The organism is Microbacterium sp. STF-2 (assembly GCF_034650155.1).
Classification (GTDB): Bacteria; Actinomycetota; Actinomycetes; order Actinomycetales; family Microbacteriaceae; genus Microbacterium; species Microbacterium maritypicum_A.
Genome location: NZ_JARKMW010000001.1, coordinates 48,142 through 73,956, shown reverse-complemented (window position 1 = coordinate 73,956; position 25,815 = coordinate 48,142). Strand labels below are relative to the sequence as shown.

22 protein-coding genes are annotated in these 25,815 nt (G+C 69.3%); 9 read left to right on the top strand and 13 right to left on the bottom strand.

The features are described from left to right. Window positions 1-35: 35 nt before the first annotated feature. A complete protein-coding gene (locus tag MicroSTF_RS00345; RefSeq protein ID WP_029258365.1) occupies window positions 36-3,443 on the bottom strand; it encodes a pyruvate carboxylase in 3,408 nt (1,135 codons plus the stop codon). Between the two features lie 93 nt (window positions 3,444-3,536). Between MicroSTF_RS00345 and MicroSTF_RS00340 the strand changes: the two genes are divergently transcribed. Beyond that, on the top strand, window positions 3,537-4,349 hold the full coding sequence (locus MicroSTF_RS00340; protein ID WP_029258366.1) for a ParA family protein: 813 nt from the start codon (window positions 3,537-3,539) through the stop codon (window positions 4,347-4,349). Between the two features lie 69 nt (window positions 4,350-4,418). Here the strand turns inward: MicroSTF_RS00340 and MicroSTF_RS00335 are convergent, their stop codons facing one another. The 3 genes from MicroSTF_RS00335 to MicroSTF_RS00325 form a co-directional block, all read right to left on the bottom strand. Then, on the bottom strand, window positions 4,419-4,964 hold the full coding sequence (locus MicroSTF_RS00335) for a MerR family transcriptional regulator (protein WP_021199318.1): 546 nt from the start codon (window positions 4,962-4,964) through the stop codon (window positions 4,419-4,421). A gap of 100 nt (window positions 4,965-5,064) precedes the next feature. Further along, on the bottom strand, window positions 5,065-5,751 hold the full coding sequence (locus tag MicroSTF_RS00330) for a MerR family transcriptional regulator (RefSeq protein WP_021199317.1): 687 nt from the start codon (window positions 5,749-5,751) through the stop codon (window positions 5,065-5,067). Then, window positions 5,751-6,236, bottom strand: coding sequence for an FHA domain-containing protein (locus tag MicroSTF_RS00325; RefSeq protein WP_029258367.1), 486 nt, complete (start codon window positions 6,234-6,236; stop codon window positions 5,751-5,753). The genes MicroSTF_RS00330 and MicroSTF_RS00325 overlap by 1 nt, the downstream gene beginning before the upstream one ends. A gap of 100 nt (window positions 6,237-6,336) precedes the next feature. Here MicroSTF_RS00325 and MicroSTF_RS00320 point away from each other — a divergent pair, with 100 nt between their 5' ends. Beyond that, on the top strand, window positions 6,337-6,987 hold the full coding sequence (locus MicroSTF_RS00320; protein ID WP_029258368.1) for a copper resistance CopC family protein: 651 nt from the start codon (window positions 6,337-6,339) through the stop codon (window positions 6,985-6,987). 9 nt (window positions 6,988-6,996) lie between these two features. After that, on the top strand, window positions 6,997-8,394 hold the full coding sequence (gene lpdA, locus MicroSTF_RS00315) for a dihydrolipoyl dehydrogenase (protein WP_029258369.1): 1,398 nt from the start codon (window positions 6,997-6,999) through the stop codon (window positions 8,392-8,394). A 66-nt stretch (window positions 8,395-8,460) separates the two neighbouring features. Here the strand turns inward: lpdA and MicroSTF_RS00310 are convergent, their stop codons facing one another. The 6 genes from MicroSTF_RS00310 to MicroSTF_RS00285 form a co-directional block, all read right to left on the bottom strand. Continuing rightward, the gene (locus MicroSTF_RS00310; RefSeq protein ID WP_322952745.1) at window positions 8,461-9,582 is read right to left on the bottom strand and encodes an NAD(P)/FAD-dependent oxidoreductase; all 1,122 of its coding nucleotides are present in this window, start codon (window positions 9,580-9,582) and stop codon (window positions 8,461-8,463) included. Further along, window positions 9,569-10,291, bottom strand: a complete 723-nt coding sequence (locus tag MicroSTF_RS00305; protein WP_029258371.1) for a methyltransferase domain-containing protein — start codon at window positions 10,289-10,291, stop codon at window positions 9,569-9,571. The genes MicroSTF_RS00310 and MicroSTF_RS00305 overlap by 14 nt, the downstream gene beginning before the upstream one ends. Further along, window positions 10,288-11,448: a type III polyketide synthase gene (locus MicroSTF_RS00300; RefSeq protein ID WP_322952742.1), complete on the bottom strand. Its 1,161-nt coding sequence runs from the start codon at window positions 11,446-11,448 to the stop codon at window positions 10,288-10,290. The genes MicroSTF_RS00305 and MicroSTF_RS00300 overlap by 4 nt, the downstream gene beginning before the upstream one ends. A 62-nt stretch (window positions 11,449-11,510) precedes the next feature. Next, window positions 11,511-12,125: a CYTH domain-containing protein gene (locus MicroSTF_RS00295; protein WP_322952740.1), complete on the bottom strand. Its 615-nt coding sequence runs from the start codon at window positions 12,123-12,125 to the stop codon at window positions 11,511-11,513. Next, window positions 12,118-12,330, bottom strand: coding sequence for a hypothetical protein (locus tag MicroSTF_RS00290; protein WP_029258374.1), 213 nt, complete (start codon window positions 12,328-12,330; stop codon window positions 12,118-12,120). The genes MicroSTF_RS00295 and MicroSTF_RS00290 overlap by 8 nt, the downstream gene beginning before the upstream one ends. A 65-nt stretch (window positions 12,331-12,395) precedes the next feature. After that, window positions 12,396-12,866, bottom strand: a complete 471-nt coding sequence (locus MicroSTF_RS00285) for an A24 family peptidase (protein WP_322952737.1) — start codon at window positions 12,864-12,866, stop codon at window positions 12,396-12,398. A 126-nt stretch (window positions 12,867-12,992) separates the two neighbouring features. Here MicroSTF_RS00285 and MicroSTF_RS00280 point away from each other — a divergent pair, with 126 nt between their 5' ends. From MicroSTF_RS00280 to MicroSTF_RS00270, 3 genes are read left to right on the top strand one after another with little or no spacing between them, the layout of a single operon-like run. Then, window positions 12,993-13,811, top strand: coding sequence for a hypothetical protein (locus MicroSTF_RS00280; protein ID WP_322952735.1), 819 nt, complete (start codon window positions 12,993-12,995; stop codon window positions 13,809-13,811). Then, window positions 13,808-15,346, top strand: coding sequence for a DNA polymerase Y family protein (locus MicroSTF_RS00275; protein ID WP_297557980.1), 1,539 nt, complete (start codon window positions 13,808-13,810; stop codon window positions 15,344-15,346). Before MicroSTF_RS00280 ends, MicroSTF_RS00275 begins: the two co-directional genes overlap by 4 nt. Next, window positions 15,346-18,810 (top strand): error-prone DNA polymerase, encoded by a 3,465-nt coding sequence (locus MicroSTF_RS00270; RefSeq protein WP_315072141.1) that lies wholly within the window; start codon window positions 15,346-15,348, stop codon window positions 18,808-18,810. Before MicroSTF_RS00275 ends, MicroSTF_RS00270 begins: the two co-directional genes overlap by 1 nt. A 16-nt stretch (window positions 18,811-18,826) precedes the next feature. Here MicroSTF_RS00270 and MicroSTF_RS00265 read toward each other — a convergent pair whose 3' ends face one another. The 3 genes from MicroSTF_RS00265 to MicroSTF_RS00255 all read right to left on the bottom strand — a co-directional run bounded on the left by MicroSTF_RS00265 (window position 18,827) and on the right by MicroSTF_RS00255 (window position 20,556). Continuing rightward, window positions 18,827-19,210, bottom strand: a complete 384-nt coding sequence (locus MicroSTF_RS00265) for a hypothetical protein (protein WP_322952731.1) — start codon at window positions 19,208-19,210, stop codon at window positions 18,827-18,829. Window positions 19,211-19,498: 288 nt separating this feature from the next. Then, window positions 19,499-19,873 carry a DUF2255 family protein gene (locus tag MicroSTF_RS00260; protein WP_021199303.1) on the bottom strand — a complete coding sequence of 125 codons (375 nt, stop codon included), beginning with the start codon at window positions 19,871-19,873 and terminating at the stop codon, window positions 19,499-19,501. A gap of 44 nt (window positions 19,874-19,917) precedes the next feature. Then, window positions 19,918-20,556: a TetR/AcrR family transcriptional regulator C-terminal domain-containing protein gene (locus MicroSTF_RS00255; RefSeq protein ID WP_021199302.1), complete on the bottom strand. Its 639-nt coding sequence runs from the start codon at window positions 20,554-20,556 to the stop codon at window positions 19,918-19,920. A gap of 185 nt (window positions 20,557-20,741) precedes the next feature. On the opposite strand from MicroSTF_RS00255, the gene MicroSTF_RS00250 reads away from it, so the two are divergent. The 3 genes from MicroSTF_RS00250 to helR all read left to right on the top strand — a co-directional run bounded on the left by MicroSTF_RS00250 (window position 20,742) and on the right by helR (window position 25,811). Further along, window positions 20,742-21,977 (top strand): hypothetical protein, encoded by a 1,236-nt coding sequence (locus MicroSTF_RS00250; RefSeq protein WP_029264892.1) that lies wholly within the window; start codon window positions 20,742-20,744, stop codon window positions 21,975-21,977. Then, a complete protein-coding gene (locus tag MicroSTF_RS00245; protein ID WP_322952727.1) occupies window positions 21,974-23,563 on the top strand; it encodes an amidohydrolase in 1,590 nt (529 codons plus the stop codon). Before MicroSTF_RS00250 ends, MicroSTF_RS00245 begins: the two co-directional genes overlap by 4 nt. 115 nt (window positions 23,564-23,678) lie before the next feature. Then, window positions 23,679-25,811: an RNA polymerase recycling motor ATPase HelR gene (gene helR, locus MicroSTF_RS00240; RefSeq protein WP_322952725.1), complete on the top strand. Its 2,133-nt coding sequence runs from the start codon at window positions 23,679-23,681 to the stop codon at window positions 25,809-25,811. Window positions 25,812-25,815 lie beyond the last annotated feature (4 nt).

Below are 25,815 nucleotides of genomic sequence, written 5' to 3'. Positions count from 1 at the left end.
GTGCGCACGCATGCGCGGCCCTCGCCCGCACAAGATTAGTGCGCCGGACGGATCACGACCAAAAGATCTCCGGCGTCCACCTGCTGCGTCTCGGCGATCGCGTGGCGCTCGACCACGCCGTCGACGGGGGCGGTGATGGCCGCCTCCATCTTCATCGCCTCGATGGAGGCGACGGGTTCGCCGGCCCGGACGACGGCTCCGACCTCTGCCTTCAGAGTGACGACGCCGGAGAACGGAGCCGCCACCTGACCGGGGACGGAGGTATCGGCCTTCTCGACCTCGATCGCATCGACCTTGATGGAGCGGTCCCGGACGAACACCGGGCGGAGCTGTCCGTTCAGCGTCGTCATCACGGTGCGCATGCCCTTGTCGTCCGCGTCGCCGATGGCTTCGAGCCCGACGTACAGCCGCACCCCGCGATCGATCTCGATCTGGTGCTCCTGGCCGGCGACGAGGCCGTACAGGTAATCGCTCGTGTCGAGCACCGACAGGTCGCCGAACAGCTCGCGACGCTCCGCGAACTCCGCACTGGGCGCAGGGAACAGCAGCGTGTTGAGTCGCGTCCGCCGTTCGGCGCTGGTCCCGCCGAGAGCCGCCTCGTCGTCTGCAGTGATCGCGGTGAGACCCGTACGCACGGAGCGCCCGGCGAGGACCTTGGTGCGGAACGGCTCCGGCCATCCTCCGGGAAGATCGCCGAGCTCGCCGGCCATGAAGCCCACGACCGAATCGGGGACGTCGTACTTCTCGGGATGGGCTTCGAAGTCGGCAGGGTCCGCCTTCACCGCCGCGAGGTGGAGGGCGAGATCGCCGACGACCTTCGACGACGGCGTCACCTTGGGCACACGGCCGAGGATACGGTCGGCCGCGGCGTACATGTCCTCGATGAGCTCGAAGTCGTCGGCGAGGCCGAGCGCCTTGGCCTGCTGCCGGAGGTTCGACAGCTGTCCGCCCGGGATCTCGTGGTGGTACACACGGCCTGTGGGACCGGGAAGCCCGGACTCGAAGGGCGCATACTGGCGACGCACCGCCTCCCAGTACGGCTCGAGGTCGGAGACGGCGTCGAGCGAGATGCCGCTGTCGCGTTCGGTATGGGCGAGGGCCGCGACCAGCGACGACAAGGACGGCTGACTCGTGGTTCCGGACAGCGGCGCCGATGCGGCGTCCACCGCATCCACGCCGGCGGCGCTGGCGGCGAGGAGCGTCGCGAGCTGACCGCCGGGGGTGTCATGCGTGTGCAGATGGACCGGCAGATCGAAGCGCTCGCGCAGCGCCGTGACGAGTGCGGCAGCGGCGGCGGGACGCAGCAGACCCGCCATGTCCTTGATCGCGATGATGTGCGCGCCGGCCTCGACGATCTGGTCCGCAAGGCCCAGGTAGTAGTCGAGGGTGTAGAGGTCCTCCGCGGGGTCGAGCAGGTCGCCGGTGTAGCAGAGCGCGACCTCGGCGATCGCGGTCCCGGTGTTGCGGACGGCCTCGATCGCCGGACGCATCTGCTCCACGTCGTTGAGTGCGTCGAAGATGCGGAAGATGTCGACGCCGCTGGCGGCGGCCTCCGCGACGAATGCCTCGGTCACCGCCGTCGGGTACGGCGTGTAGCCGACGGTGTTCCTCCCACGAAGGAGCATCTGGATCGCCACGTTGGGCAGAGCGGCACGGAGCTTGTCGAGGCGCTCCCACGGGTCTTCGCCCAGGAAGCGCAGCGCGACGTCGTAGGTCGCACCGCCCCATGCCTCGACCGAGAGGAGTCCAGGAGTGAGCCGCGCGAGATACGGTGCGGCAGCGACGAGATCTTTCGTGCGCACACGCGTCGCCAGAAGCGACTGGTGCGCGTCGCGGAACGTCGTATCGGTGATCGCCAGCGCCGTCTGCGCACGAAGGCTGCGGGCGAAGCCCTCCGGCCCCAGCTCGAGGAGCTTCTGACGCGAACCCGGCACCGGCTCCGAGGTCAGATCGATCGACGGAAGCTTGGTGACGGCGTCGACAACACCGGGGTGCACGCCGTGGGGCTTGTTCACCGTGACGTCGACCAGCCAGTTGAGGAGCTTCGTGCCGCGGTCCTTGGAGACGCGACCGCGAAGCAGCTCGGGCCGCTCGTCGATGAACGACGTGCTGACGTCGCCGGCGATGAACGCGTCGTCCTCCAGGAGCGCCTGGAGGAAGGGGATGTTGGTCGAGACACCGCGGATGCGGAACTCGGCGAGGGCACGACGGGCGCGGGCGACGGCTGCCGGGAAATCACGCCCGCGGCACGTGAGCTTCGCCAGCATGGAGTCGAAGTGGGGGCTGATCTGTGCGCCCTGATGGACCGTGCCGCCGTCGAGACGGATCCCGGCGCCCCCGGGAGAGCGGTAGGTCGTGATCTTGCCGGTATCGGGGCGGAAGCCCTGCGTCGGGTCCTCCGTCGTGATCCGGCACTGCAGTGCGGCACCGCGCAGATGCAGGTTCTCCTGCTGCAGTCCCAGTTCGGCGAGGGTCTGGCCCGAGGCGATGCGCATCTGGCTCTGCACCAGGTCGACGTCGGTCACCTCTTCGGTGACCGTGTGCTCGACCTGGATGCGCGGATTCATCTCGATGAAGACGACCTCGCCGGTGCGCTCCCCCGCGGTCTCGAGCAGGAACTCGACCGTCCCGGCGTTCTCGTACCCGATGGAGCGGGCGAAGGCGACGGCGTACCCGTGCAGAGCGGTGCGCACGCTGTCGTCGAGGTTCGGCGCCGGTGCGATCTCGACGACCTTCTGATGGCGCCGCTGCACCGAGCAGTCACGTTCGAACAGGTGCACGGTCTCGCCGGTCTTGTCGGCGAGGATCTGCACCTCGATGTGGCGCGGGCGCACGACCGCCTGCTCGAGGAACATCCTGGCGTCGCCGAAGGCGCTCTCGGCCTCTCGCATCGCTTCGGCCAGAGCGGGAGCGAGGTCCCCGGCCGTCTCGACACGACGCATCCCGCGGCCTCCGCCACCGGCCACGGCCTTGGCGAACAACGGGAATCCGATCTCCTCCGCCTGGGCGACCAGCGCCTCGACGTCATCGGATGCCTCGGTGGAGCGGAGGACCGGGACACCGGCTTCGATCGCATGGCGTTTCGCCTCGACCTTGTTGCCGGCCATCTCGAGCACGTTCGATGGCGGGCCGATGAACACGATGCCGTTCGCCGCCGCCTTCTCGGCGAGCTCCGGGTTCTCGGAGAGGAAGCCGTATCCGGGGTAGATCGCGTCCGCCCCCGACTCGAGTGCGACGCGGATGATCTCGTCGACATTCAGGTACGCGCGCACCGGATGCCCGCGCTCACCGATCTCGTAGGCTTCATCGGCCTTGAGCCGATGGACGGAGCCGCGGTCCTCATGCGGGAACACCGCGACGGTGCGCGCTCCCACTTCGACAGCCGCACGGAAGGCACGGATCGCGATCTCGCCGCGGTTCGCCACAAGGATCTTCTGGAACATGCACACCTCTGGGAGCTCGATGCGCAGCGTTTTCGATGCGCATGGGGCGGGGCTGAGTGTTCCCCCAGCCTAGGGGAAGGTAACGTGGTCTCCGTGCACGTACTCAGCGTCAGCTCTCTCAAGGGAGGCGTCGGCAAGACGACCGTGACACTCGGGCTGGCCTCAGCGGCTTTCGCCCGAGGCGTCCGGACTCTCGTCGTCGACCTCGACCCGCAGTCCGACGTCTCCACCGGGATGGACATCCAGGTGGCCGGACGACTCAACATCGCCGACGTCCTGGCGAACCCGAAGGAGAAGGTCGTCCGCCAGGCGATCACCTCCAGCGGCTGGGCGAAGGTGCACCCGGGCACGATCGACGTGCTCATCGGCAGCCCCTCCGCGATCAACTTCGACGGCCCGCACCCGAGTGTGCGCGACGTGTGGAAGCTCGAAGAGGCCCTCGCCTCCGTCGAAGCCGACTACGACCTCGTGCTCGTCGACTGCGCGCCGTCCCTGAACGCGCTGACCCGCACGGCGTGGGCTGCGAGCGACCGTGTCATGGTCGTCACCGAACCCGGCCTCTTCTCCGTCGCCGCAGCCGACCGCGCCCTCCGCGCGATCGAGGAGATCCGACGCGGACTCTCGCCCCGACTCCAGCCGCTCGGCATCGTGGTGAACCGCGTGCGCCCCCAGTCCATCGAGCACCAGTTCCGCATCAAGGAGCTGCGCGACATGTTCGGGCCGCTCGTGCTCTCCCCTCAGCTGCCCGAGCGCACGTCTCTGCAGCAGGCTCAGGGTGCCGCCAAGCCGCTGCACATCTGGCCCGGAGACTCCGCCCAGGAGCTCGCCGCCGACTTCGACCAGTTGCTCGACCGCATCATCCGCACCGGTCGCATCCCCGTCCCCGAGAGCGGTCAGCAGAGCTGACCCTCCCGACGCGCACAGCGAAACGGCCGCCCTCTTCGAGGACGGCCGTTTTCTGTATGACGTGAGACGTCAGGCGGAACGCTTGGTGCGACGCGCGGACAGCTCGTCGACAGGGTCCGGAGCGGTGGCATCGAAGGCGACGAGCGTCGACTCCACCTCGCGGAGCACCTTGCCGACGGCGATTCCGAAGACACCCTGACCGCGGCTGACGAGGTCGATGACCTCGTCGTTCGACGTGCAGAGGTAGACCGAGGCGCCGTCGCTCATGAGCGTGGTGCCTGCGAGATCGCGGATGCCGGCGCGACGGAGTTCTTCGACGGCGGTGCGGATCTGCTGCAGCGAGATGCCGGTGTCGAGAAGGCTCTTCACGAGCTTGAGGACGAGGATGTCGCGGAAGCCGTAGAGACGCTGCGAACCCGAGCCGCTCGCGCCTCGGACGGTGGGCTCCACCAGCTCGGTGCGGGCCCAGTAGTCCAGCTGACGATAGGTGATGCCGGCGGCACGAGCAGCGACCGCACCACGGTAGCCGACCTCGTCATCCATGGCCGGAAGGCCGTCGGTGAAGAGGAGTTCGGGTACGAACCGCGGGTCGCCTGTGAGCTCATCCGCATTCATCTGAAATCCTCCCTGGAACGGTTATCTTCCACGGTAGAGCAGTGCCTGGGCACCGGCAATCACATCCGTGCCGCGGCGAAGGTGTGTCGCAATCAGTTCGTTACGAAAGCACGCGCGAGAGCGCATCCTTGACGAAGAGCGAGCGCACTTCGTCGATGCGCGTGGCGAGCTCGGGAGCGAGCTCGCTGGCTTTCGCTCGGGAGGCCGCATCGGTCCGGCGGAGCAGCGCGGACATGGCGGATTCGATGAGGGCGACCTCGCGCTCGGCGCCCTGACGCAGCGAACGAAGGTGCCGCGGCTCGATGCCGTGGCGGTCCAGGCCGACGAGACCGCGAAGCAGCGTCACCGTCGCCTCGGGGTAGCTCTCCTGAGCGGTGATGACGCCGGTGCTGATGGCGTCGTTGAGGAGCTGCGGGCCTGCTCCGGCCGCGGCGAGGAGCTCGTCGCGGCGGTACCGGCGGGGCGCCGGGGTGATCGACGGCGGGGGCACGAGAGCAGTCGCGTCTCCCCCGGCGTCGACGTCGTCGAGCTGTTCGCGGATGACGCTCAGAGGAAGGTAGTGATCACGCTGCAGCGTGAGTCCGAGCCGGAGGCGCTCGATGTCGGACGCCGAGAACTTGCGATAGCCGGAGTCGGTGCGAGAGGGGGTGACGATGCCCTGCACCTCGAGGAAGCGCAGCTTGCTGGAGGTCAGGTCGGGGAACTCCGGGGTGAGCCTTGCGAGCACCTGACCGATACTCAACAGACCCGCGGACGCAGAGCGTTCGCGGGCAGGAGAGGCCGCCATCAGGCGTTCGCCGCCGGGCGGTCGTGCGGAGAGGCGAAGAAGTTCAGACGGAACTTGCCGACGCGGAGTTCGGAACCGTCCACCAGGGTGCTGCGATCGACACGCTCGCCATTGACGTAGGTCCCGTTGAGCGAACGCTGGTCGATGATCTCGAACGTGGACCCCGTGCGCGTGATCTCCGCATGCCGGCGCGAGACCGTCACGTCGTCGAAGAAGATGTCGGCCTCGGGGTGACGGCCGACGGTCGTCACGTCGGTGTCGAGGAGATACCGGGCTCCGGCGAGAGCGCCGGAGCGGACCAGCAGAAGCGCCGATCCCGCAGGCAGCGCGGCGATCGCCGACTGCTCGACGTCGGTGAGTTCCACTCCGAACGGCACGAACGACAGATCGGAATCGTGCCCGAACGTCTGCGTAACGTCGTGTCTCTGCTCACCGGAACGGTGGATCGCGGCTTCTCCGGCCGGTCGGCTGTCGCTGTCAGTCACTGTGCCCTCCTGGTTGTCCAGACTAACGGATGCCGGGCCGGTCGCGGGAGGCCGCTTCCACACTCAGCCGCCCCATACCGAGGATTCATAGGCTGTACTCGTGAAGACCAAAGCTCTGAGCCGCTCGGCCGCCCCGATCGCCCTCGCCGCGACCCTGCTCGCCGCCTTTCTCGTGCTCCTCTCCCCTCTCTCCGCTTCTGCGCACGACGCACTCGTGTCGTCGTCGCCGGCGGCAGACGAGTCGGTCGAGGTCGTTCCCGCCGCGTTGACGCTCACCTTCAACGCGAAGCTGATCGGCGGCGAAGGCGCCACCGAGGTCGTCGTGACCGATCCGTCCGGCGCCTCCATCACCGATGGTCCGGCGACCGTCGACGGCGCGATCGTCACGCAGCCCTTGACGGGCTCGGGGCCGGCCGGCGCCTACCACGTGATCTGGAAGGTCGTCTCCAGCGACGGGCACCCCACGTCGGGCGAGTACTCCTTCACCGTCACCGTCGGCGACGAAAGCGCCGCGACGACCGAACCCAGCGCCGCGCCGACCACGACGCCGCCGACGGCCGAGCAGACGGCAGCCCCCGCCCCCACGGCCACGACCGTGACGGAATCCGGCGATTCTGCCGACGGGTCCGCCTGGATCTGGGTGGTCGTGATCGTCGCCGTGCTCGTCGTCGCCGGCGTGGTCGTCTGGATCGTCATGAGCCGCCGCGGCGGAGGCCCCCGGACCGATTCCGACCCCTCCTCCGAGCGATAGGCTTAAGGCATGCCACACTACGACGTCGTCATCCTTGGTGCAGGTCCTGGCGGATACGTCGCTGCGGTTCGCAGCGCGCAGCTCGGTCTGTCCACCGCGATCATCGAGGAGAAGTACTGGGGCGGTGTCTGCCTCAACGTCGGCTGCATCCCCTCCAAGGCGCTCCTGAAGAACGCGGAACTCGCCCACACCCTGAATCACAAGGCTGATTTCTTCGGAATCTCCGGTGAGTTCACGATCGACTTCGGCAAGGCCTTCGATCGCAGCCGCGAGGTGGCCGAAGGCCGCGTCAAGGGCATCCACTTCCTCATGAAGAAGAACAAGGTGACCGAGTACAACGGTCGCGGCACCTTCACCGGCCCCAAGGCGATCTCGGTCGCCAAGGCCGACGGCACGACCGAAGAGGTCACCTTCGACAACGTCATCATCGCCACCGGCTCCAAGGTCCGCCTGCTCCCGGGCGTCACGCTCAGCGAGAACGTGGTGACCTACGAAGAGCAGATCATGACCCGTGAACTGCCCGAGTCGATCGTCATCGTCGGCGCCGGCGCCATCGGCATGGAGTTCGCGTACGTCCTGACGAACTACGGCGTCAAGGTCACGATCATCGAGTTCCTCGACCGTGCGCTCCCCAACGAGGACGCCGACGTGTCGAAGGAGATCACGAAGCAGTACAAGAACTACGGCGTCGACATCCTCACCTCGACCAAGGTCGAGTCGGTCGTCGACAACGGCTCCTCGGTCACCGTCACCTACACCGGCAAGGACGGCCAGCAGAGCTCGATCGAAGCCGGCAAGGTCCTCATGTCGGTCGGCTTCGCCCCGAACGTCGAGGGCTTCGGGCTCGAGAACACCGGCGTGAAGCTGACCGAGCGCGGCGCGATCGACATCGATGACCACATGCGCACCAACGTCGACGGCATCTACGCGATCGGCGATGTGACGGCCAAGCTGCAGCTCGCCCACGTGGCGGAGGCGCAGGGCGTCGTCGCCGCCGAGACCATCGGCGGAGCCGAGACCCAGACGCTCGGCGACTACCGCATGATGCCGCGCGCGACGTTCTGCTCCCCGCAGGTCGCGTCGTTCGGTCTCACGGAGCAGCAGGCCAAGGATGAGGGGCGCGAGATCAAGGTCGCGACCTTCCCGTTCATGGCGAACGGCAAGGCACACGGCCTGGGCGAGCCGGTCGGCTTCGTCAAGCTGATCGCCGATGCCGAGCACCTCGAGCTCATCGGCGCCCACATGATCGGCCCCGACGTCTCCGAGCTCCTCCCCGAGCTGACGCTGGCCCAGAAGTGGGACCTGACGGCTCTCGAGCTGGCCCGCAACGTGCACACCCACCCGACGCTGTCGGAGGCGCTGCAGGAGGGCTTCCACGGCCTCGCCGGTCACATGATCAACTTCTGATCGAGACTCCTCACGAAGGCCCGGTCCGCCGACAGCGGATCGGGCCTTCGTGCGTCTCCGGAGCCGTCAGAGGCCGCGCATCGTGAGGAGGCCGGTCGTCCATCCGCGCAGCGGTGCCGATCCGAGCCCCTGCATCAGCACCTCCCGTCCACGCACGACCGTCCGGGGAGCGGGAGCGCCCATCGACATGTAGAACGCCGATCGGCGCTGCGCCCGGGAGGCCGATCTGCGCGCGTGCCACTCGTACCCCGACAGGTCGGGCGTCCGACTCGGCAGCGTCCTGACGAGGGCGGTGGCGAGACGAACGGCATCCATCCACCCGAGGTTCATCCCCTGCCCGCCGATCGGACTGATCTCGTGCGCGGCATCGCCGACGAGCACCAGCCGCCCGCGCTGCAGTCGCTTCGCCGCGTGCTGCGCGGCGACGAATGACGTCGGCATCACGTCCGCCGCGGGGGCGACGGCGATTCCCGTGCGCGTCTCGATGGTCGCGCAGAATTCCTCGATGCTGCGCAGACCTCCGCCCTCCGCTTCCCGTACCACCCACCGGCGCTGTCCACCGGGAAGTGGGAACGACTCGACGAGTCCCTCCGGTTCGCAGTGCAGCACGGCGCGCGCGTCGGGTGTCGCATCGGCGAGGTCGACCATCGCATAGGAGGCCCGTCCGAGGCGGCGGCGCCACCCGGCGTCGATCCGGTCACGGAGTCGGCTGCGCACGCCGTCCGCGACGACCACCACGGAAGCCGACAGCTCGTGCGGTCCGTCGGGGGAAACGCATGCGATCTGCACGGCATCCGCGTTCTGCCGTACGCCCCGCACGTCGTGTCCGAGAAGCAGCGACTCGGGGGAGAGCGACTGCAGGCGTGCGCGCAACAGTGCGCCGGTCCGCGGCTGCGGGAGGATGAGGATCGGGTGATCCTGCCCGAACGTCAGAGTCGCCAGAGTCCGGCGGCGACTGCGCACCTCGCCGCCGTCGAGGCGCAGCGCCTCCGCCCGCACCGCGTCACCGATGCCCGCGGTATCCAGAGCCTCCAGCCCCGGACGGTGGATCCCGATCGCCCTGGTCCGCTCATCCGCATCCGTACGGCGCTCGCACACAGCGACATGCCTCCCCTCCTGCACCAGCAGACACGCCAGCAGCAGCCCGACGGGCCCCGCTCCCACGATCAGGACGTCATGGTCGGGCACGGTCTCCCTCCCACCGCAGTTCCAGACGAGCGGGCACACCCCCGCTGACGATCCAGCCACTCGGGGCGATCGCTGCGAGCTCGGAGACCGTGTACGAACGGCGGATGCTGATGAGGCCGTCCTCGCGGATGAACGAGTCCGCGAGCAGAGTTCCGGAGACCGGCCACGTCGCCGCGGCGAACAGCGCATGAGCCGTGCGGCTGCGGGCGATGTCGTGATGGGATACCAAGCCGTCTGGAGCCGCGAGCTGCACGGAGTCGCTGAGCACGGTCCGGAGTTCGGCGTCGTCGAGATGGTGCAGCACGTGGTTCGACAGCACCACGTCGTAGGTCTCGCCCGCCGCCACCAGCTCGGTCGTGAGGGCGCGGCGATACCGGATGCCGGCGCCGCGATCGTGCGCCGATGCCCAGCGGATCGCCCGCTCGTCGACGTCGAGAGCGGTGATCTCGGCGTCGAGCCCCTCATGACGCAATCGCCGGGCGAGCAGACGGCAGAGGTCGCCCCCGCCCGCCCCCACGTCGAGGATCCGCAACGACCGGCGCAGAGCCCGAGGCCGGATGTCACGACGGTAGAAGGTTCCCGGGCGGGAGACCAGAGCGTTCACGAACCCGAACCGCCCGTAGGTCCGGGCCAGCTTGCGCGCATCGGCGTGCGGATCGTCCATCAGCTCGCGGGCGCCGACGTCCCGCGTGGCGAGGGACCGCCTCATGACTCGGTCGAGGCGACGACGGTCATCAGCGCGCTCTCGGCGGTGAGCCCCGGGCCGAACGCCATCGCAGAGACCCGGTCCCCTGCCCTCGCCCCCTCCTCCTCCAGGATGTGTTTGAGGACGAACAGCACGGTCGCGCTGGACATGTTTCCGTTCTGCCGCAGCACCTCCCTGGCCGGGTGCAGCTGCGCGTCACTGAGGTGCAACCGCTCCTGCACCTTGTCGAGGATGCTGCGCCCACCGGGGTGGATCGCCCAGTGCTCGACCACCTCCCCCACGCTGCCGGCCTCGAAGGCCTCGCCGAGACTCTCTTCCGCGGCATAGAGCGGACGGAGGGCGCCGATGATCGTCTCGCCGATGATCTGCGGAACCGCGGTGGAGAGGATCATCTCGAATCCGGTGTCGCCGATCGTCCAGGCCATGTCCTTCTCGCCCTCCGGCGCTATCGCGGTGTGGAAGCGGTCAAGGCGCAGCCCGGTCGAAGGAGAGGGAAGGTCGCGGGCCGTGACGATTCCGGCAGCCGCACCATCGGCGAACAGGGACGAGGCGACGATCGTGTCGGGGTCCTCCGAGGAGCGCAGATGCAGCGTGCACAGCTCCACGCTCACGACCAGGACGACCGCGTTCTCGTCCGCCGCGCAGAACTGACTCGCTGCGCGGAGCGCCGGCATGGACGCATAGCAGCCCATGAAGCCGAGGTGGAAACGCTGCACCGCATCGGACAGCCCGAGGGCGCGGACGATCTCGTACTCCGGGCCGGGGGCATGGAATCCGGTGCAGGAGACCGTGATGACATGCGTCACATCGGCGGGCCCGAGATCGGGGTCGGCCCCGATCGCTCGCCTCGCAGCCTCGACGAACAGCCGCGTGGCCTCACGCGTGTAGAGGTCGTTGCGTACTTTGGTGCCGGGGGCAAGCAGCCTCCCGGTTCGCCGGTCGAAGAAGACGGGATCGGTCGTGTCGGATGCGAGCGACAGCTCATCGATCACCGTGTGCCTGGCGTCGATCCCTGAGACGTTGAAGGACGTCGTGACGATGCGCTGCGCCAGCCTCCCGAGGTCGGGCTGCTGCGCGAAGACATCACGCACCTGCTCCTGGACGAGAACGGTGTCGGGGACGATCGTCTGCAGCGATCGAAGCACAGGCGGTCGGCTCATGGTGTCACTCAAGCACTGCGCACCGTCCCGGGGGAAGGGGTTGCGCGCGACCGCGGCCTGCCCTAGAAGCCGAGCGCCCGCGCGAGCTTGGAGCCGGATGCCGATTCGCGGCCTCCGGCTGCGCGGACGGCCTGCTCCACGGCGTCGAAGAACAGGGCACGCCCCGCGTCATCGGACGGCGCCGCGGGCCCGAGCTCCATCTCCCATTCCCGCCATTCGCGCTGCACGTTCTGACGCAGGTCGGTGGCGCGCACCCGGTCGTCGACGAACTCGGCGACGATCCCGCCGGGGCCCGTGAGCAGATAGGCGGTGCGGTCGTTCTCGATGCGTGCGAGCGGGGTGAGGGGTGCGCTCGTCCACTCCGAGACGGTCTCTGCGACGGCGGGAGGGAGCTCATCGCCCTCGCCCAGCGGCCAGCCGATCTCGAGTCGCCCGTCACCCTGCCGCGGACCCTTCACATGCCAGCCCTCATCGGGCCCGCCGGTACGACGACGCAGCGCCACGCCGCTCTGCGAGAGAGCACCGTCGGCGGTGTCGAAGTACCGGGCATCCAGGATGCGCTCCTCGCCGGAGGTGACGGTGTCGACTCCGGGGAGCGCGTGCCAGTGCGGCAGCGGCGTCTCGAGATCGACGTCGTACTTGCGCTCGACCTCGACCGTACGGGACGGTTCAGTCATCGTCGAGCGTGAGGTCCTCGAGAGACTCTTCGAACCAGTAGTCGATCTCGGTGGGCCCATCGTTCGGGCCGGTGTTCTGCGGTCCGCCTCGGCGGTTGTACACCACCTGCGTCTCGCTGTAGGGGACGATCAGCTTGTCGTCCGCGTCGCCGAGAGGGATGATCTGCCCGTCGAGCGGGCCGCCGTGAAGCCGTGCGAGTGCCATGTGCTCAGGGTAGCGCCGTCGGTGCGGTATCCGGGCGAGGCATGCGGATTCCTCCGAGGGCGGCGTCATCCGAGGACGACGCCGAGAAGGGCGCCGGCGATCATCCACGGCCCGAAGGCGATGCGCGTGGAACCGTCCGCTCTTCGCAGCAGGATGAGCATGAGCGCGTAGAGCGCCCCCAGCACGAAGGCCGCTGCCGCGCCGACCGCCAGTGCCTGCCAGCCGTGCCACCCCAGCACCAGGCCGATGACGGCGGCGAGCTTCACGTCTCCCCCACCCATCCCCGCACGGCTGATGACCCGCAGCACCGCATAGAAGCCGCCGAGCAGCAGCATGCCGAGGAGGGCACGGAGGAACGGCCCGCTCTCCCCCGTGCACAGGGCATCGATCGCGCCGAGTCCGATCAGGGAGGCGAGCGTCGGCAGCACGATGCGGTTCGGGAGCCGGTGTGTGCGGACGTCGATCACGATGAGCCAGGTCCCGACGCCCAGCAGGAGAACGTGCACGAGGACGACGAGGGCGAATCGGATATCCATCCCCGCAGAGTAGGAGATCGCCGACCGCTGCCCCGACCCCCTGTGGACAACCCCTGGCCAATGTCCGATGTACGAACTATCGTCAGTCAGACCCCTTGGTATATTAGAATATATCTTCGAGAAAGGATGCAGGTGATCGGGCTCGATGCCATCGCCCCGCTCTCTCCGGCGGGCGATTCCCGCGCGGGAGAAGTGCTGCGACTGCGCCGCGAGATCAGCCGGATGCAGCGGCGACGCAGCGAGCACGCGCTGCTCCCCCTCGACCCCGCCCTCGCCGCCCTCCTTCCGGAGGAAGGGTTGCAGACCGGCACCTCCTACACCGTCTCCCCGTCACCGAGCCTCGTGCTCGCGCTCCTCAGCGCGGCGTCGCAGAAGGGACTCTGGTGCGCCGTGGTCGGCATGCCGACCCTCGGCGTCGAAGCGGCCGCCGCATTCGGCACCGACCTCACCCGGCTGATCCTGGTGCCCGCACCCGGCGATCGTTGGCTGGCGGCGACCTCCGCCCTGGCCGAAGTCGTTCCCCTGATCGTCGTGACTCCCGGCTCACGGGCTCGCGACGCCGACGTCTCCCGGCTGAGCGCGCGCCTGCGCGATCGCGGATGCACACTCCTGGTCACCGAATCTCCCGGCGTCGAGCGCTGGCCGCAGAGCGAGGGGACGATTCGCCTGCACGACCCGCACTGGCACGGCCTCGGTGCCGGCTGGGGACTGCTCTCCGACTGCACGGTCACGGTGACGGCTCGGACACGGCACAGCCCTCGCCCGTCGAGCGTGCGCGTGCAACTGCCGGGCGGACACGGTGCCGTCGAGCCCATCGCCGTCGAGCCCATCGCCATCGCGCCCGCTGCCGTCGACCTCACCCCGCTCTCCGCCCCTTCCCACGAGTCTCCCGTGCCCGTCGAGCCCGTATCGCTGGAGCTCCTGCACTGGGCGGAGGCCGGATGAACAGCCCGCTTCGCGTCCTCGTGCTGTGGTTCCCCGATTGGCCGATGCGGGCCGTCCTCAGCAGCGCGCCCCCGCATCCCCCCGCAGCCCTGGTGCAGGCGAACACGATCGTCGCGTGCACCGCCTCCGCCCGGGAACACGGCGTGCGCACCGGCCAGCGTCGCCGGGTCGCGCAGGGGCATCTCTCGTCACTGCGGGTGCTCCCCCATGACCCCGAGAGGGACGAGCGCGCCTTCCTGCCTGTGCTGCATCTGATCGAGAGACACGCCCCTGGGGTCACGCTGCTGCGACCGGGGCTCGCGGTCCTCCGCGCCCGGGGCATCTCCCGCTACCACGGAGGAGAGGCGGAGGCCGCAGAGGCACTCACCGCCGTCCTGACGGAGGCCGGCTTCCCCGAGGTACGTGCGGGGGTCGCCGATGGTCCCTTCACAGCGGAGATCGCCGCGCGCGGTTCCGCCGCGTGCACGGTGGTGCCACCGGGGGGCTCCCGGGAGTTCTTGGCGCCCTACCCCGTGCAGGTGCTGCGCGACGAACAGATCACCGGTCTGCTCGTCCGCCTCGGAGTGCGCACCCTCGGCGAGTTCACCGCCCTCGCCCCTCTCGACGTGCGCGATCGCTTCGGCGAGCACGGCGCGCGCCTGCACGCGCTCGCGGCCGGTGCCGACTCCCGGCCGCTGACGCCGCGCCCACCCGACCCGGAGCTGGCGCGGCGGATCGAGTTCGACTCCCCGCTGGGCGGAACGGATCAGGTGGCCTTCGCGGTGCGCCGGACGGCTGATGCGGTGATGCTCGCTCTCGGCGACGTCTCACTCGTCTGCACCGAGGTGCGAATCGAGCTGACCGACGACAACGGGGCCGTCTACTCCCGCTCCTGGCTGCATCCGACCTGCTTCGACGCCTCCGACCTGGTCGACCGGGTGCGGTGGCAGCTGGAGGCTCTGGCCGCGCAGTCCGCCAAGGAACCGGTCGACGAGGCGCGGGCTTTCGGCGGCATCATGGCGGTGCGCATCATCCCCGCCGCCGTCGATGACGCCGCGCATCACCAGCCCGGTCTCTTCGGCTCCGGCACCGATGAGCGCCTGCACCACGCGGTCTCGCGCGTGCAGACCATGCTGGGCCATCAGGGCGTGGTCACCGCCGCCGTCGCGGGCGGGCGCTGGCTCGCCGACCGGCAGGTGCTCACGCCCTGGGGAGAGCGCACGGTCCCTCCGCGCGACCCCGGCTCCCCCTGGCCGGGAAGCCTTCCCGATCCGCTGCCCGCCGAGGTCTTCCTCCCCCCGCGCCCCATCGCGGTGCTCGCCGCGGATGAGAGCACCATCGGCGTCGACGAACGCGGGGCGCTCTCGAACGACCCCGCCCGCATCGAGGGAGCGACCGTGCAGGCATGGGCCGGCCCCTGGCCGGTGCACGAACGACGCTGGACCTCGGGCGGAGGGAAGCGAGGGCACCGGCTCCAGATCGTCGACGACCACGACCGCGCGTGGCTGGTCTTCCACGCCGGCGAGCGCTGGTGGGCCGAGGGGAGGTATCGCTGATGGGGTGGCACAATCCCCCCTTGTCCTGGAACGAGCTGGAGCGCACCCTCAGCGGCGAGGAGTCACCCCCGCCTCCTCCCGGCTCCGAGCCTCGAGGGCAGCGGACGGACCCCGGACCGGTGAGCCGTCGCCGCACGCGCACGCCCCCGGTTGCCGCGCCCCGACCCGAAGACCCGATCCCCTATGCCGAGCTGCACGCCCATTCGTCGTACTCGTTCCTCGACGGCGCCTCCTCCCCGGAAGAGCTCCTCGCCGAGGCCGACCGCCTCGGGCTGACCGCTCTGGCCCTCACCGACCACGACGGCTTCTACGGCGCCGCGCGCTTCGCCGAGGTGGCCGGCCTCATGGAGAGCCCGCTGCAGACGGTGTTCGGAGCGGAGCTCTCCTTGGACCTGCCCGCACCACAACGGGGTCACGCCGATCCCGCCGGCGAGCATCTGCTGGTCCTCGCCCGGGGCACGGAGGGCTATCACCGGCTCTCGGGGGCGATCACCGCGGCGCAGCTGCGCGGCGGTGAGAAGGGGCGCCCGGTCTACGACCTCGACGATCTCGCCGCACGTGCGGGCGGGCACTGGACGATCTTGACCGGATGCCGCAAAGGCGCCGTGCGCCGCGGTCTCGAGGCCGGAGACGCCGCCCATCCGCTGCGGTCGCTCGTCGACCTGTTCGGGAGCGAGCACGTCGCCGTCGAGCTCTTCGACCACGGAGACCCCCTCGACACCCGACGCAACGACACCCTCGCCGAACTGGCCCGTCGGATGCGGCTGCCGGTGGTCGCGACCAACAACGTGCACTACGCCACGCCGGCGCAGGCGCCCCTCGCCGAGGCCGTGGCCGCGGTGCGCGCGGTGCGCAGCATGGACGAGCTCGACGGGTGGCTGCCCTCTCACGACGGTGCACACCTGCGCAGCGGGGCCGAGATGTCGGCGCGCTTCCGGCGCCACCCCGGAGCGATCTCGTACGGGCTCGAGCTGGCCGCGGCATCCGCCTTCCCCCTGCGCCTCGCACGACCGGCGCTGCCGCAGCAGAAGGTGCCGGAGGGGCACACGCCCATGAGCTGGCTGCGCCATCTGGTCTGGGAGGCGGTGCCTACGAAGTACCCGCGACTGGACGACGACGGCCGGCACCGGATCGCGCGCGAGCTCGACGTGATCGAGGAGAAGGACTTCCCCGGGTACTTCCTGATCGTGCACGGGATCGTCACGGAGGCACGACGGCTCGGCATCCTCTGCCAGGGTCGGGGGTCGGCCGCGGCGAGCGCGGTCTGCTACCTGCTGGGGATCACCGCCGTCGATCCGATCCTCTACCGTCTCCCCTTCGAGAGGTTCCTCGCGACGACCCGCACGGAAGAGCCCGACATCGATGTGGACTTCGACTCCGACCGCCGCGAGGAGATCATCCAGTGGGTGTATCGGGAGTACGGCAGGGAGCGGGCGGCCCAGGTGGCGAACGTCATCCAGTACCGCCCGAAGAACGCGGTGCGGGATATGGCCAGAGCGCTCGGCCATTCCCCCGGCCAACAGGACGCATGGTCCCGCCAGGTCGACGGCTGGGGCGTGGGTCTGGAGCCCGTCGAAGGACACGACATCCCCGAGAACGTGCTCGCCTACGCGGGAGAGCTGCTGAAGGCTCCTCGGCATCTCGGCATCCATTCCGGTGGCATGGTGCTCACTGCACGCCCGGTCGGCGAGGTCGTTCCCGTGGAGCACGCCCGCATGGAGAACCGCACGGTCATCCAGTGGGACAAGGACGACTCCGCCTTCATGGGACTGGTGAAGTTCGATCTGCTGGGTCTCGGGATGCTCGCCGCCCTCCAGCACTGCTTCGACCTGATCCGGGAGACCACAGGCGAACAGTGGACGCTCGAGAGCATCCCCAAGGAGGAGGCGGGGGTCTACGACATGCTCTGCCGTGCGGATTCGATCGGAGTCTTCCAGGTGGAATCCCGCGCGCAGATCGGGCTGCTCCCCCGTCTGCAGCCGCGGAGCTTCTACGATCTCGCCATCCAGATCGCGCTCATCCGCCCCGGCCCCATCCAGGGTGGCGCTGTGCATCCTTTCGTGCGGCGCAAGATGGCGAAGGACCGCATCGATGAGGAGAACCGGGAGCGCGCCCTGCGCGGCGAAGAGCCGGTGGAGTTCCTGATCCCGTATCCGCACAGCGATCTGGAGGACATCCTGAAACGCACGCTGGGCATCCCGATCTTCCAGGAACAGCTCATCCAGATGGCGACGGCGATCGGCGACTGCACGGCCGATGAGGCGGACCTGCTGCGCCGGGCCATGGGCTCCAAGCGCGGCCTGGAGAAGATCGAGAAGGTCAGGGACAAGCTGTACGCGGGGATGGCGCGGCGCGGACTCGTCGATGAGGCGGCCGATCGTATCTACGCGCAGATCCAGGCGTTCTCCAACTTCGGCTTCGCCGAGTCGCACTCCCTGTCATTCGCCCTTCTCGTCTACGCCAGCTCCTGGCTGAAGCTGCACTACCCCGCCGCGTTCCTCGCCGGCCTCCTGCGCTCGCAGCCCATGGGCTTCTACTCCGCAGCGACCCTCACTGCCGATGCGCGACGGCACGGGGTCGAGGTCCACCGCCCCGATCTGCATGTCTCCGGTGCGACAGAGACCCTGGAACCACTCGCCGGCGCCTCGGGGAACGGGCCCACCGGCCGGGACGAGTGCCTCACCGACCCTCAACCACCTGTCCTCCGCTTCGACCGTGCGGCACCGGATGAGTCGGCCGCGCACCGCAGGGACGGGGAGTTCGCGGTGCGACTGGGGCTCGGCGGCATCCGTGGGATCGGTGTGCCGATGGCGGAGAGGATCGTCGCCGAACGCGACGCGAACGGCCGGTACCGTGACTTGAACGACCTGGTGCGACGAACGGATGCCACCGCCGCGCAGCTGGAGGCCCTCGCCACCGCCGGCGCCTTCGACTGTCTGGGCCTGGAGCGTCGAGAGGCCATCTGGATGGCCGGCGCCGCGGCGGACGACCGTTCCCGGTTCCTCCCGGGGACGACGGTCGCGGTGCAACCGCCCCTGTTCGCCGATCAGACCAGCTACGAGCGTCTCTCCGCCGACCTGTGGGCGACCGGCGTGTCGACCGACGATCATCCGATGGCGCACTTCCGCGACGAGTTGCGCGCGCGCGGGGTTCTGACGGCGATCGACCTGCAGGGACACGAGGTCGGTCGACGCATCGAGGTCGCCGGTCTGGTCACCCACCGTCAGCGACCCGCGACGGCCGCCGGGATCACCTTCGTGAATCTCGAGGACGAAAGCGGCCTGGTGAACGTGGTCTGCTCAGCCGGGGTCTGGAACCGCTACCGCCGGGTCGCCCGCGATTCACCGGCACTCATCATCCGCGGCATCCTGGAGCGATCTGCGGAGGGCGTGGTCAACGTGCTCGCCGATGGGTTCGAGGATCTTCGCACCGGTCTCACGCATCGGTCCAGGGACTTCCGCTGAGGACGGCCGCCCCGACTCACCAGAATCGCTCGGGCTCCTCCACGGGAGGACGGTCGGCTCCACCCCAGCGGTCCGCCTCGGCCTTCGCGGCGTCGGCGGCTGCGTCGGCTTCACGGAGAGCGACCTTGGCGCCGGTCGGACCGGGCTCGATGGGGTCGACGAGCAGCGAGGTGTGCGCGCCGGCGCCACCCATCGTCACGGTGCAGCGCAGGACGCGCCCGATCCAGCGGGAGAAGTCGCCACTCGGGTCTTCTGCGCGTCGATAGCGGATGCCCGTGTCGAGGTCGACGATGGCGAGGACGACCGGTTCGTCGGTGAGCGGATCGGTCTGCTCCGTCACCTCGATGCGATGGCCGTGGGCGATGGCGACCTGAGCGGTGAGCACGAGCAGTCTGTCCATGAGTCCACCCTAGAGAAGGCCGTCAGGAAGACAACAGGGAGTCCCTCACGAGCAACATTCGTAAATTTCTTTGTCCCCCAAATGGCGGACAAGCGGATTAAGCGATATTCTGCTCTTCGTAGCGGGGGCTACGAGGCTGAGGACTGGGGAATCAGCCGTGAGCGCAGCGATATCTTCGCCGCCTCCCCTACCGTCCGGGAAGGGCGGTGAGCCCTCTCGACGACACCGTCTGGGGCGGGTCATCGAGAGGGCCAATCTCCCCGGTCGACGCGACGCATCGCGACACGGTCAGTCGAGCGGGATGACCTCGAGCGTGTTCGAACGCACCGGCTCCTGACCCATCTCGGGAGCGTATGGGCTCGGCGTGTACTTGCGGAGGTACTCGGCATCGATCGCGGCGTTGATCGCCTCATCGCCGACCCTCTCGAAGCGGACATCCTTCGTGACGCCACCCGCGGAGACACGTCCGCGCAGGCTGGCCAGGGCCGGGGCGTACCACTTGCCCGCAAGTCCCGTGTAGGAGCGGACGAACAGACGACCGTCGACCGCGACCGCCCAGATCCCCACGGTCTTCGGCATGGTGCCGTCCTCGAGCTGCGCGGAGAGATCGAACATCTCCGGCTCGGCGATGCGGCTGAGCTCGTCAGGGTTCCAGGTCGTCATGGGTCCTCCTCGGTATCGACGGATGCGGCAGAGTGCATGCTACGTCAGAACCGGGAAGACGCCTGACCGGTCACGGGCGGAGTGCCGACGAGGCGCGCGCGCAGCGAGTCGAGGAGCAGGCCGACCCCGAGCTCGAATGTACGATCCGACCGCGCACTCCCGCGCTCCGCACCGTCGATGAGACGCCCCAGAGTGCGCGTGCCGCCTTCGGGCTGCCAGACCTCGTCGGGAGAGGCGAGATCGAGACCGAAGCCGATCGCGAAGGCGTCGATGACGGCGATCACCGAGAGCACCTCATCGTCGGGGAAGCCTCCGTCGACGAGCACGGATGCGAGATCGTCGTATGCGGCGATCACCGCCGGGTGCGTGATCGTCTTCCCCACGAGCAACGGAACGAGCTGCGGGTGGTCTGCGTACATCCGGCGTTGCGTGCGCAGCACCGCGAGCACGAACTCGTCCCAGGGCTCGCCGTGCCACTCGACGCGGTATCCCTCCACGAGTTCTCCGCGCATGAGCTCGAGGATGCCGTCCATGCCGTCGACGTGGTTGTAGAGCGATGACGGGCGCACGCCGAGCTCGCGGGCGATGGCGTTCACTCCGAACGGTTCGCCGGCTCTCGCGAGCGCGAGACCCGCCGAGCCGATGATCTCCGGGGACAGGAGCGGGGAGGAAGGCCTCGGCATCGGGACTCGCTTTCTCCGGCGGACCGGGTATGAGATCTGGGGGTTCCGCGAGAACCCTCATCTGTGCATAATAATGAACACCATTCGTTTACGAACACCATTCGTTTACGCCTCGTGCCCCACCCGCCGCACGTCCGCTGTCTTCCCTCTCTCCGCACAATGCCGTGCCGACTCCCTGGAGCCCCATGACCACTCTCGATCTCCGCACCCGAATCCCCCTCCGCTTCCCGACGGCGACGGCGACGTTCGCCATCGGGATCGCGGGGTACCTGGGCGTCAATCTGTCGCCCTACATGATCACCGCCGCGCAGACAGGCCTCGGCCTCGACGTCCTCACCGCCAGCTGGCTCGTCACCGCGACCCTCCTGCTCACCGCGGTGACCGGCTTGGCCATCGCCCCGCTGTGCGCCGGGGTGCATCGCCGCACGGTCGCGCGCGCCGGGCTCGGCCTCGCCGTCGTGGGCTTCGCGACCGCGGCCCTCGCGCCGGCGGCCATGCTTCCCGGGCTGCTCCTCGGCGGCGCCGGAGCAGGTGGCGCGGTCGCCGCATCGGGCGCGGCGCTCGCCGCTTTCCGCAACCCCGACAGGGTCGCCGGCTTCAACGGGCTCGCGAACCGCGGAGTCATCACGGTGGTCCTCGCCGTGATCCCGCTGATCGGCCTCGCCCCTCTCGACGTCTTCGGTGCGCTGGCGCTGTTCAGCCTGATCGGGCTGATCGCCTCGGCATGGCTCCCCGCCGCTCCGGTCCTCGCCCCGCAGGCGGGGGCGGCCGTCGCCGAGGCGATGCCGATCGAGATCCCTCCGACGGGCACCGTGCGCACCTCCCCCGCCCGCTCGCGGACCGTGACGATCGCCGGTCTCGGACTCCTCATCGTGTTCGCCCTGTGGGCGGCGAGCGAAGACTCCCTCTGGGCGATGGCGGGCATCATGGGCGCGGAACAGGCCGGCCTCACTCCCGAAGGGCTCGGCATCGCCCTCAGTGGCGCAACGGCCGGGGGACTCCTCGGCTCGCTGCTGCTCATGATCGTCGGAGCCCGATTCGGGCGCGCGGTTCCCCTGGTCGTCCTGCTGGTCGCCGGGGGCGCACTCAAGATCGTGGAGGGGTTCGTCACCGATCCCACCGCCTTCATCGTGGTGTTCATCGCCTGGAACTCCATCTACGCCATCGCGTTCATGTACTTCGTGTCGACGTCCGCGGCACTGGATGCCGACGGGCGCTGGTCGGGACCGCTGCTCGCCGTCTACCTGGTCGGGTCGGCGCTCACCCCGGTCATCGGCGCGGCCCTCGTCGGCGCCCTGGGATATCAGGGATTCGCGGTGGCGCTCGGCATCGCGAGCTTCATCCTGGCCGTCCCCACCGGGGCGATCGCCCTCATCTCGACCCGTCTGGAACGCATGACCGCACAGGAGATCGACGCATGACCCGCACCCTCTACCGCAACGGCCGCATCTTCACCGGGGACGAATCCCGGTGGAGCTCAGCGCTCGTGGTCGACGACGACGCGTTCGTGCATGTCGGCACCGAGGAATCGGCACCGCACGCCGATGCGGTCGTCGATCTCCACGGCCGCGTCGTGCTCCCCGGATTCACCGACGCGCACACCCACCTGCTCATGATGGGCGAAGCGCTCGGACAGGTAGGACTCACGGACGCCTCCTCTCTCGAGGAGATCCAGCGCCGGCTCCGCACCGCGCGCGAGGCCGCGCCCGGTGTGCTCCGCGGACGCGGATGGCTGTTCGATGCGATCCCCGGCGGTGAGCCGACAGCGGCCATGATCGATGCGGTCGTCTCCGACATCCCGGTCTACCTCGACGCGAACGACTATCACTCGTGCTGGGTGAACACGGCCGCGCTCGCCGAGCTCGGGATCACCCGCGACACCCCCGACCCCATCGGCGGCCGCATCGCCCGCGATGCGGCGGGCGATGCGACCGGGATGCTCTACGAGACCGCCGCGCAGCTGCACGCCTGGGCTCATCGCGACGCCACGACCACCGATGCGCAGCGCGATGCGGCGGTCGAGCGGGTCGTCTCCGCGTACCTCGCCGCCGGCGTGACCGGAGCCGTCGACATGGCTTTCGACGAGCTCGGGCTGGCCGCCCTCGGTCGTGCGGCCGCTCACGGCAGCCTGCCACTGCGCATCGCCGCGCACTGGTTCATCGTCAACACCGGCGACGATGCCGCGAACCTCGCGCAGGTCGCGCAGGCCGCCGCCCATGCGTCCGCGACGACGGCAGGGGTACGGGTGCTCGGGATCAAGCTCGTGCTCGACGGGACGATCGACGCGTGCACGGCCGCCATGCGGGCACCCTACGCCGACGGAACGAACGCCGCGCCGATCTGGCCCGCCGAACGCCTGCTGCCGGTCGTCGCCGCGGCGGATGCCGCGGGACTGCAGATCGCGATGCACGCGATCGGCGATGCGGCGAGCACCCTCGCCCTCGATGCGATCGAGCATGCCGTCGCGGTGAACGGCGACCGCCAACGACGGCACCGCATCGAGCACCTCGAGTACGCGGCGCCGGGGACCGCGGAGCGGATGGCACGGCTCGGAGTGACGGCGTCCATGCAGCCCGTGCACGCTGATCCCGCGATCTTCTCCAACTGGGCGGCACAGGTCGGAGACGAACGGGCCGACCGCGCGTTCGCCTGGTCGGAGTACGACGAGGCTGGCGCGCTCCTCGCCTTCTCCACCGATGCTCCGACGGCGCCGCATGAGGCCATGGCGAACATGTACGTCGCGGCTACCCGTGCTTCAGCTCTGGCTCCGGGCGTGCCGGCGATCCATCCCGAGCAGGCGCTCCCCCTGGAGCGTGCGATCGCGCATGCCACTCGGGAAGCCGCGGCCTCGATCGGCGACGGGGACTGGCGCGGCCGTATCGCTGTCGGATATGCGGCCGACTTCGTCGTTCTCGATGTCGACCCGTTCGAGGGGGATCCCGCTGCCCTGCTGACGACCCGCGTGGTGCGGACCGTGATCGCCGGCCGCACGGTGCACGAGGCGTAGCTCTCCGTCTGCATTTCCAGGATATCGCCGAGGTGGGGGCTTGCCGCAAGGCCCCCACCTCGGGGCAGAATCGACCCTCGCTCGTGCGAACTGCGCGCGGGCGTGAAGGAGATCCATGCCTTTCGACCCCTTCCATCTCCCCGACGATCTGCGCGCGAAGTCGACGGCAGAGCTCATCGACGCCGACCGCGATCACCTCCGCAGGATCGACGACGCCCTCGAGGCGCATCGGGCCGACGTGACGTCACGTCTGGCCGAGGTGCGTCAGCGTTCCGCCCGGTTCGGAGACGCGGCCGTGGAACGCGACCTCGAGATACGTCGCCTGAGCGGACGACTGCGCGTGCTCGAGCGCTACGGCACCGACATCTGCCTCGGTCGGATGACCCCGGAACACGGCGACCCCGTGTACATCGGCCGCACAGGCCTGGCCGCCGCCGACGGCACTCGGCTGCTGATCGATTGGCGGACCCCGGCGGCAGAACCGTACTTCGCGGCGACCATGGAGGATCCGCGCGGGCTCCTGTCCCGACGTCGATACCGGTGGGTCGACGGACGGATCAGCGACTACTGGGATGAGGCATTGACCGACGCCGCATTCGACGGTTCGGCCTCGCTCGACGACCAATCCGCCTTCATCGCCAGCCTCGGCGCCCAACGCACGTCGCGCATGCGGGACGTGCTGGCGACGATCCAAGCCGACCAGGACGCGATCATCCGCGCGTCTTCGCCCGGCGCACTGGTCGTCGAAGGTGGACCCGGCACGGGAAAGACCGTCGTGGCGCTGCACCGCGCCGCGCACCTGCTGTACGCCGAGCCGCGACTCACGCAGAGCGCGGGCGGCATGTTGCTCGTGGGGCCTCACCCGCACTATCTCGCGTACGTCGAAGATGTGCTGCCCAGTCTCGGCGAGGACGCCGTACGGCTCTCGACCCTGCGCGACCTGGTGCCGGAAGGAGCAACGGCCGTGGACGAGCAGGATGCGCGGGTGGCACTGCTCAAGGCCGCCCTCGATCCCGTCGCGATACTCGATGCGGCGGCGACGTGGTTCGAGCGCCCTCCCTCGCACGCGATGCGCATCGAGTCGCCGTGGGCCGACCTCTGGATCAGCCGCGAGGAATGGACGGCACTGTTCTCCGGCGCCGACCCGGCGGTCTCGCACAACGTGGCGCGTGACGAGGTGTGGGAGGAGATCCTCGAGTTGCTGACAGACCAGGTGCACGACGATGACGTGCCTCCCCACATCGTGCGACGGTGGCTGCGACAGGACGAGGAGCTCACCGGGACGTTCGTGCGCGCCTGGCCGATGCTGTCCCCGACCTCGATGGTCGCTCGGCTGTGGAGCTCCCCCGACTTCTTGCAGCGCTGCGCTGCGAGCCTCTCGCCCGGAGAGGTCGCGGCTCTGCAGCGCGAGGACCCCGAGAAGTGGACCGTCGCCGATCTCCCGTTCCTGGACGCCGCGCGCCGGCGGATCGGCGATCCCGACGCCGTCCGCGACGAGCACCGCCGCCAAGCCGTCGTCGCCTCGGCGCAGGAGCAGATCTCCCACGTTGTCGACCACCTGATCGAAGACGATGACAGCGAGATGAAAGTGATGTCCATCCTTCGCGGACAGGATGCGAGGAACGTGCTGCTCGGCGTCGACGCTCCGCCCGCGCTCCCGCCGGACGAGCTGGCGGGGCCGTTCGGGCACATCGTCGTCGATGAAGCGCAGGAGCTCAGCGATGCGGAATGGCGGATGCTCCTCGCCCGCTGCCCCTCACGCAGCTTCACGATCGTCGGAGACCGCGCACAGGCGCGGCACGGCTTCACCGAGAGCTGGGAAGCGCGGCTCACCCGCATCGGCCTCCGCGATGTCCGGATCGCCCACCTGGGCGTGAACTACCGGACTCCGGCCGAGGTGATGGCGGCGGCAGGACCGGCGATCCTCGCGGCGATTCCGGACGCCAATGTGCCGACGTCGGTGCGCGAGAGCGGAACGCCCGTGCGATACGACGTCGTCGCCTCGCTCCCCCGCCTGCTGGATGCCTGGCTCGATGAGCACCCGGACGGGATCGCGTGCGTCATCGGCGCCCCGGACCTCGCCCCGACAGCGCGCGTGCGATCGCTGACTCCCGAGGGGGCGAAGGGCCTGGAGTTCGATCTGGTCGTCCTGGTGCTCCCGGAGCAGTTCGGTGACGATGTCACCGGCGCCGTGGACCGGTACGTGGCGATGACCCGGTCGACACGGGAGCTGATCGTGCTCCGGTGAGCAT

What these genes read in the sequence shown, in the direction of transcription:
- MicroSTF_RS00345 (WP_029258365.1), bottom strand. Translation starts at nt 3,443, where the DNA reads ATGTTCCAGAAGATCCTTGTGGCGAACCGCGGCGAGATCGCGATCCGT.
- MicroSTF_RS00335 (WP_021199318.1), bottom strand. Translation starts at nt 4,964, where the DNA reads ATGAATGCGGATGAGCTCACAGGCGACCCGCGGTTCGTACCCGAACTC.
- MicroSTF_RS00330 (WP_021199317.1), bottom strand. Translation starts at nt 5,751, where the DNA reads ATGGCGGCCTCTCCTGCCCGCGAACGCTCTGCGTCCGCGGGTCTGTTG.
- lpdA (WP_029258369.1), top strand. Translation starts at nt 6,997, where the DNA reads ATGCCACACTACGACGTCGTCATCCTTGGTGCAGGTCCTGGCGGATAC.
- MicroSTF_RS00305 (WP_029258371.1), bottom strand. Translation starts at nt 10,291, where the DNA reads ATGAGGCGGTCCCTCGCCACGCGGGACGTCGGCGCCCGCGAGCTGATG.
- MicroSTF_RS00300 (WP_322952742.1), bottom strand. Translation starts at nt 11,448, where the DNA reads ATGAGCCGACCGCCTGTGCTTCGATCGCTGCAGACGATCGTCCCCGAC.
- MicroSTF_RS00295 (WP_322952740.1), bottom strand. Translation starts at nt 12,125, where the DNA reads ATGACTGAACCGTCCCGTACGGTCGAGGTCGAGCGCAAGTACGACGTC.
- MicroSTF_RS00290 (WP_029258374.1), bottom strand. Translation starts at nt 12,330, where the DNA reads ATGGCACTCGCACGGCTTCACGGCGGCCCGCTCGACGGGCAGATCATC.
- MicroSTF_RS00285 (WP_322952737.1), bottom strand. Translation starts at nt 12,866, where the DNA reads ATGGATATCCGATTCGCCCTCGTCGTCCTCGTGCACGTTCTCCTGCTG.
- MicroSTF_RS00280 (WP_322952735.1), top strand. Translation starts at nt 12,993, where the DNA reads ATGCAGGTGATCGGGCTCGATGCCATCGCCCCGCTCTCTCCGGCGGGC.
- MicroSTF_RS00275 (WP_297557980.1), top strand. Translation starts at nt 13,808, where the DNA reads ATGAACAGCCCGCTTCGCGTCCTCGTGCTGTGGTTCCCCGATTGGCCG.
- MicroSTF_RS00270 (WP_315072141.1), top strand. Translation starts at nt 15,346, where the DNA reads ATGGGGTGGCACAATCCCCCCTTGTCCTGGAACGAGCTGGAGCGCACC.
- MicroSTF_RS00265 (WP_322952731.1), bottom strand. Translation starts at nt 19,210, where the DNA reads ATGGACAGACTGCTCGTGCTCACCGCTCAGGTCGCCATCGCCCACGGC.
- MicroSTF_RS00260 (WP_021199303.1), bottom strand. Translation starts at nt 19,873, where the DNA reads ATGACGACCTGGAACCCTGACGAGCTCAGCCGCATCGCCGAGCCGGAG.
- MicroSTF_RS00255 (WP_021199302.1), bottom strand. Translation starts at nt 20,556, where the DNA reads ATGCCGAGGCCTTCCTCCCCGCTCCTGTCCCCGGAGATCATCGGCTCG.
- MicroSTF_RS00250 (WP_029264892.1), top strand. Translation starts at nt 20,742, where the DNA reads ATGACCACTCTCGATCTCCGCACCCGAATCCCCCTCCGCTTCCCGACG.
- MicroSTF_RS00245 (WP_322952727.1), top strand. Translation starts at nt 21,974, where the DNA reads ATGACCCGCACCCTCTACCGCAACGGCCGCATCTTCACCGGGGACGAA.
- helR (WP_322952725.1), top strand. Translation starts at nt 23,679, where the DNA reads ATGCCTTTCGACCCCTTCCATCTCCCCGACGATCTGCGCGCGAAGTCG.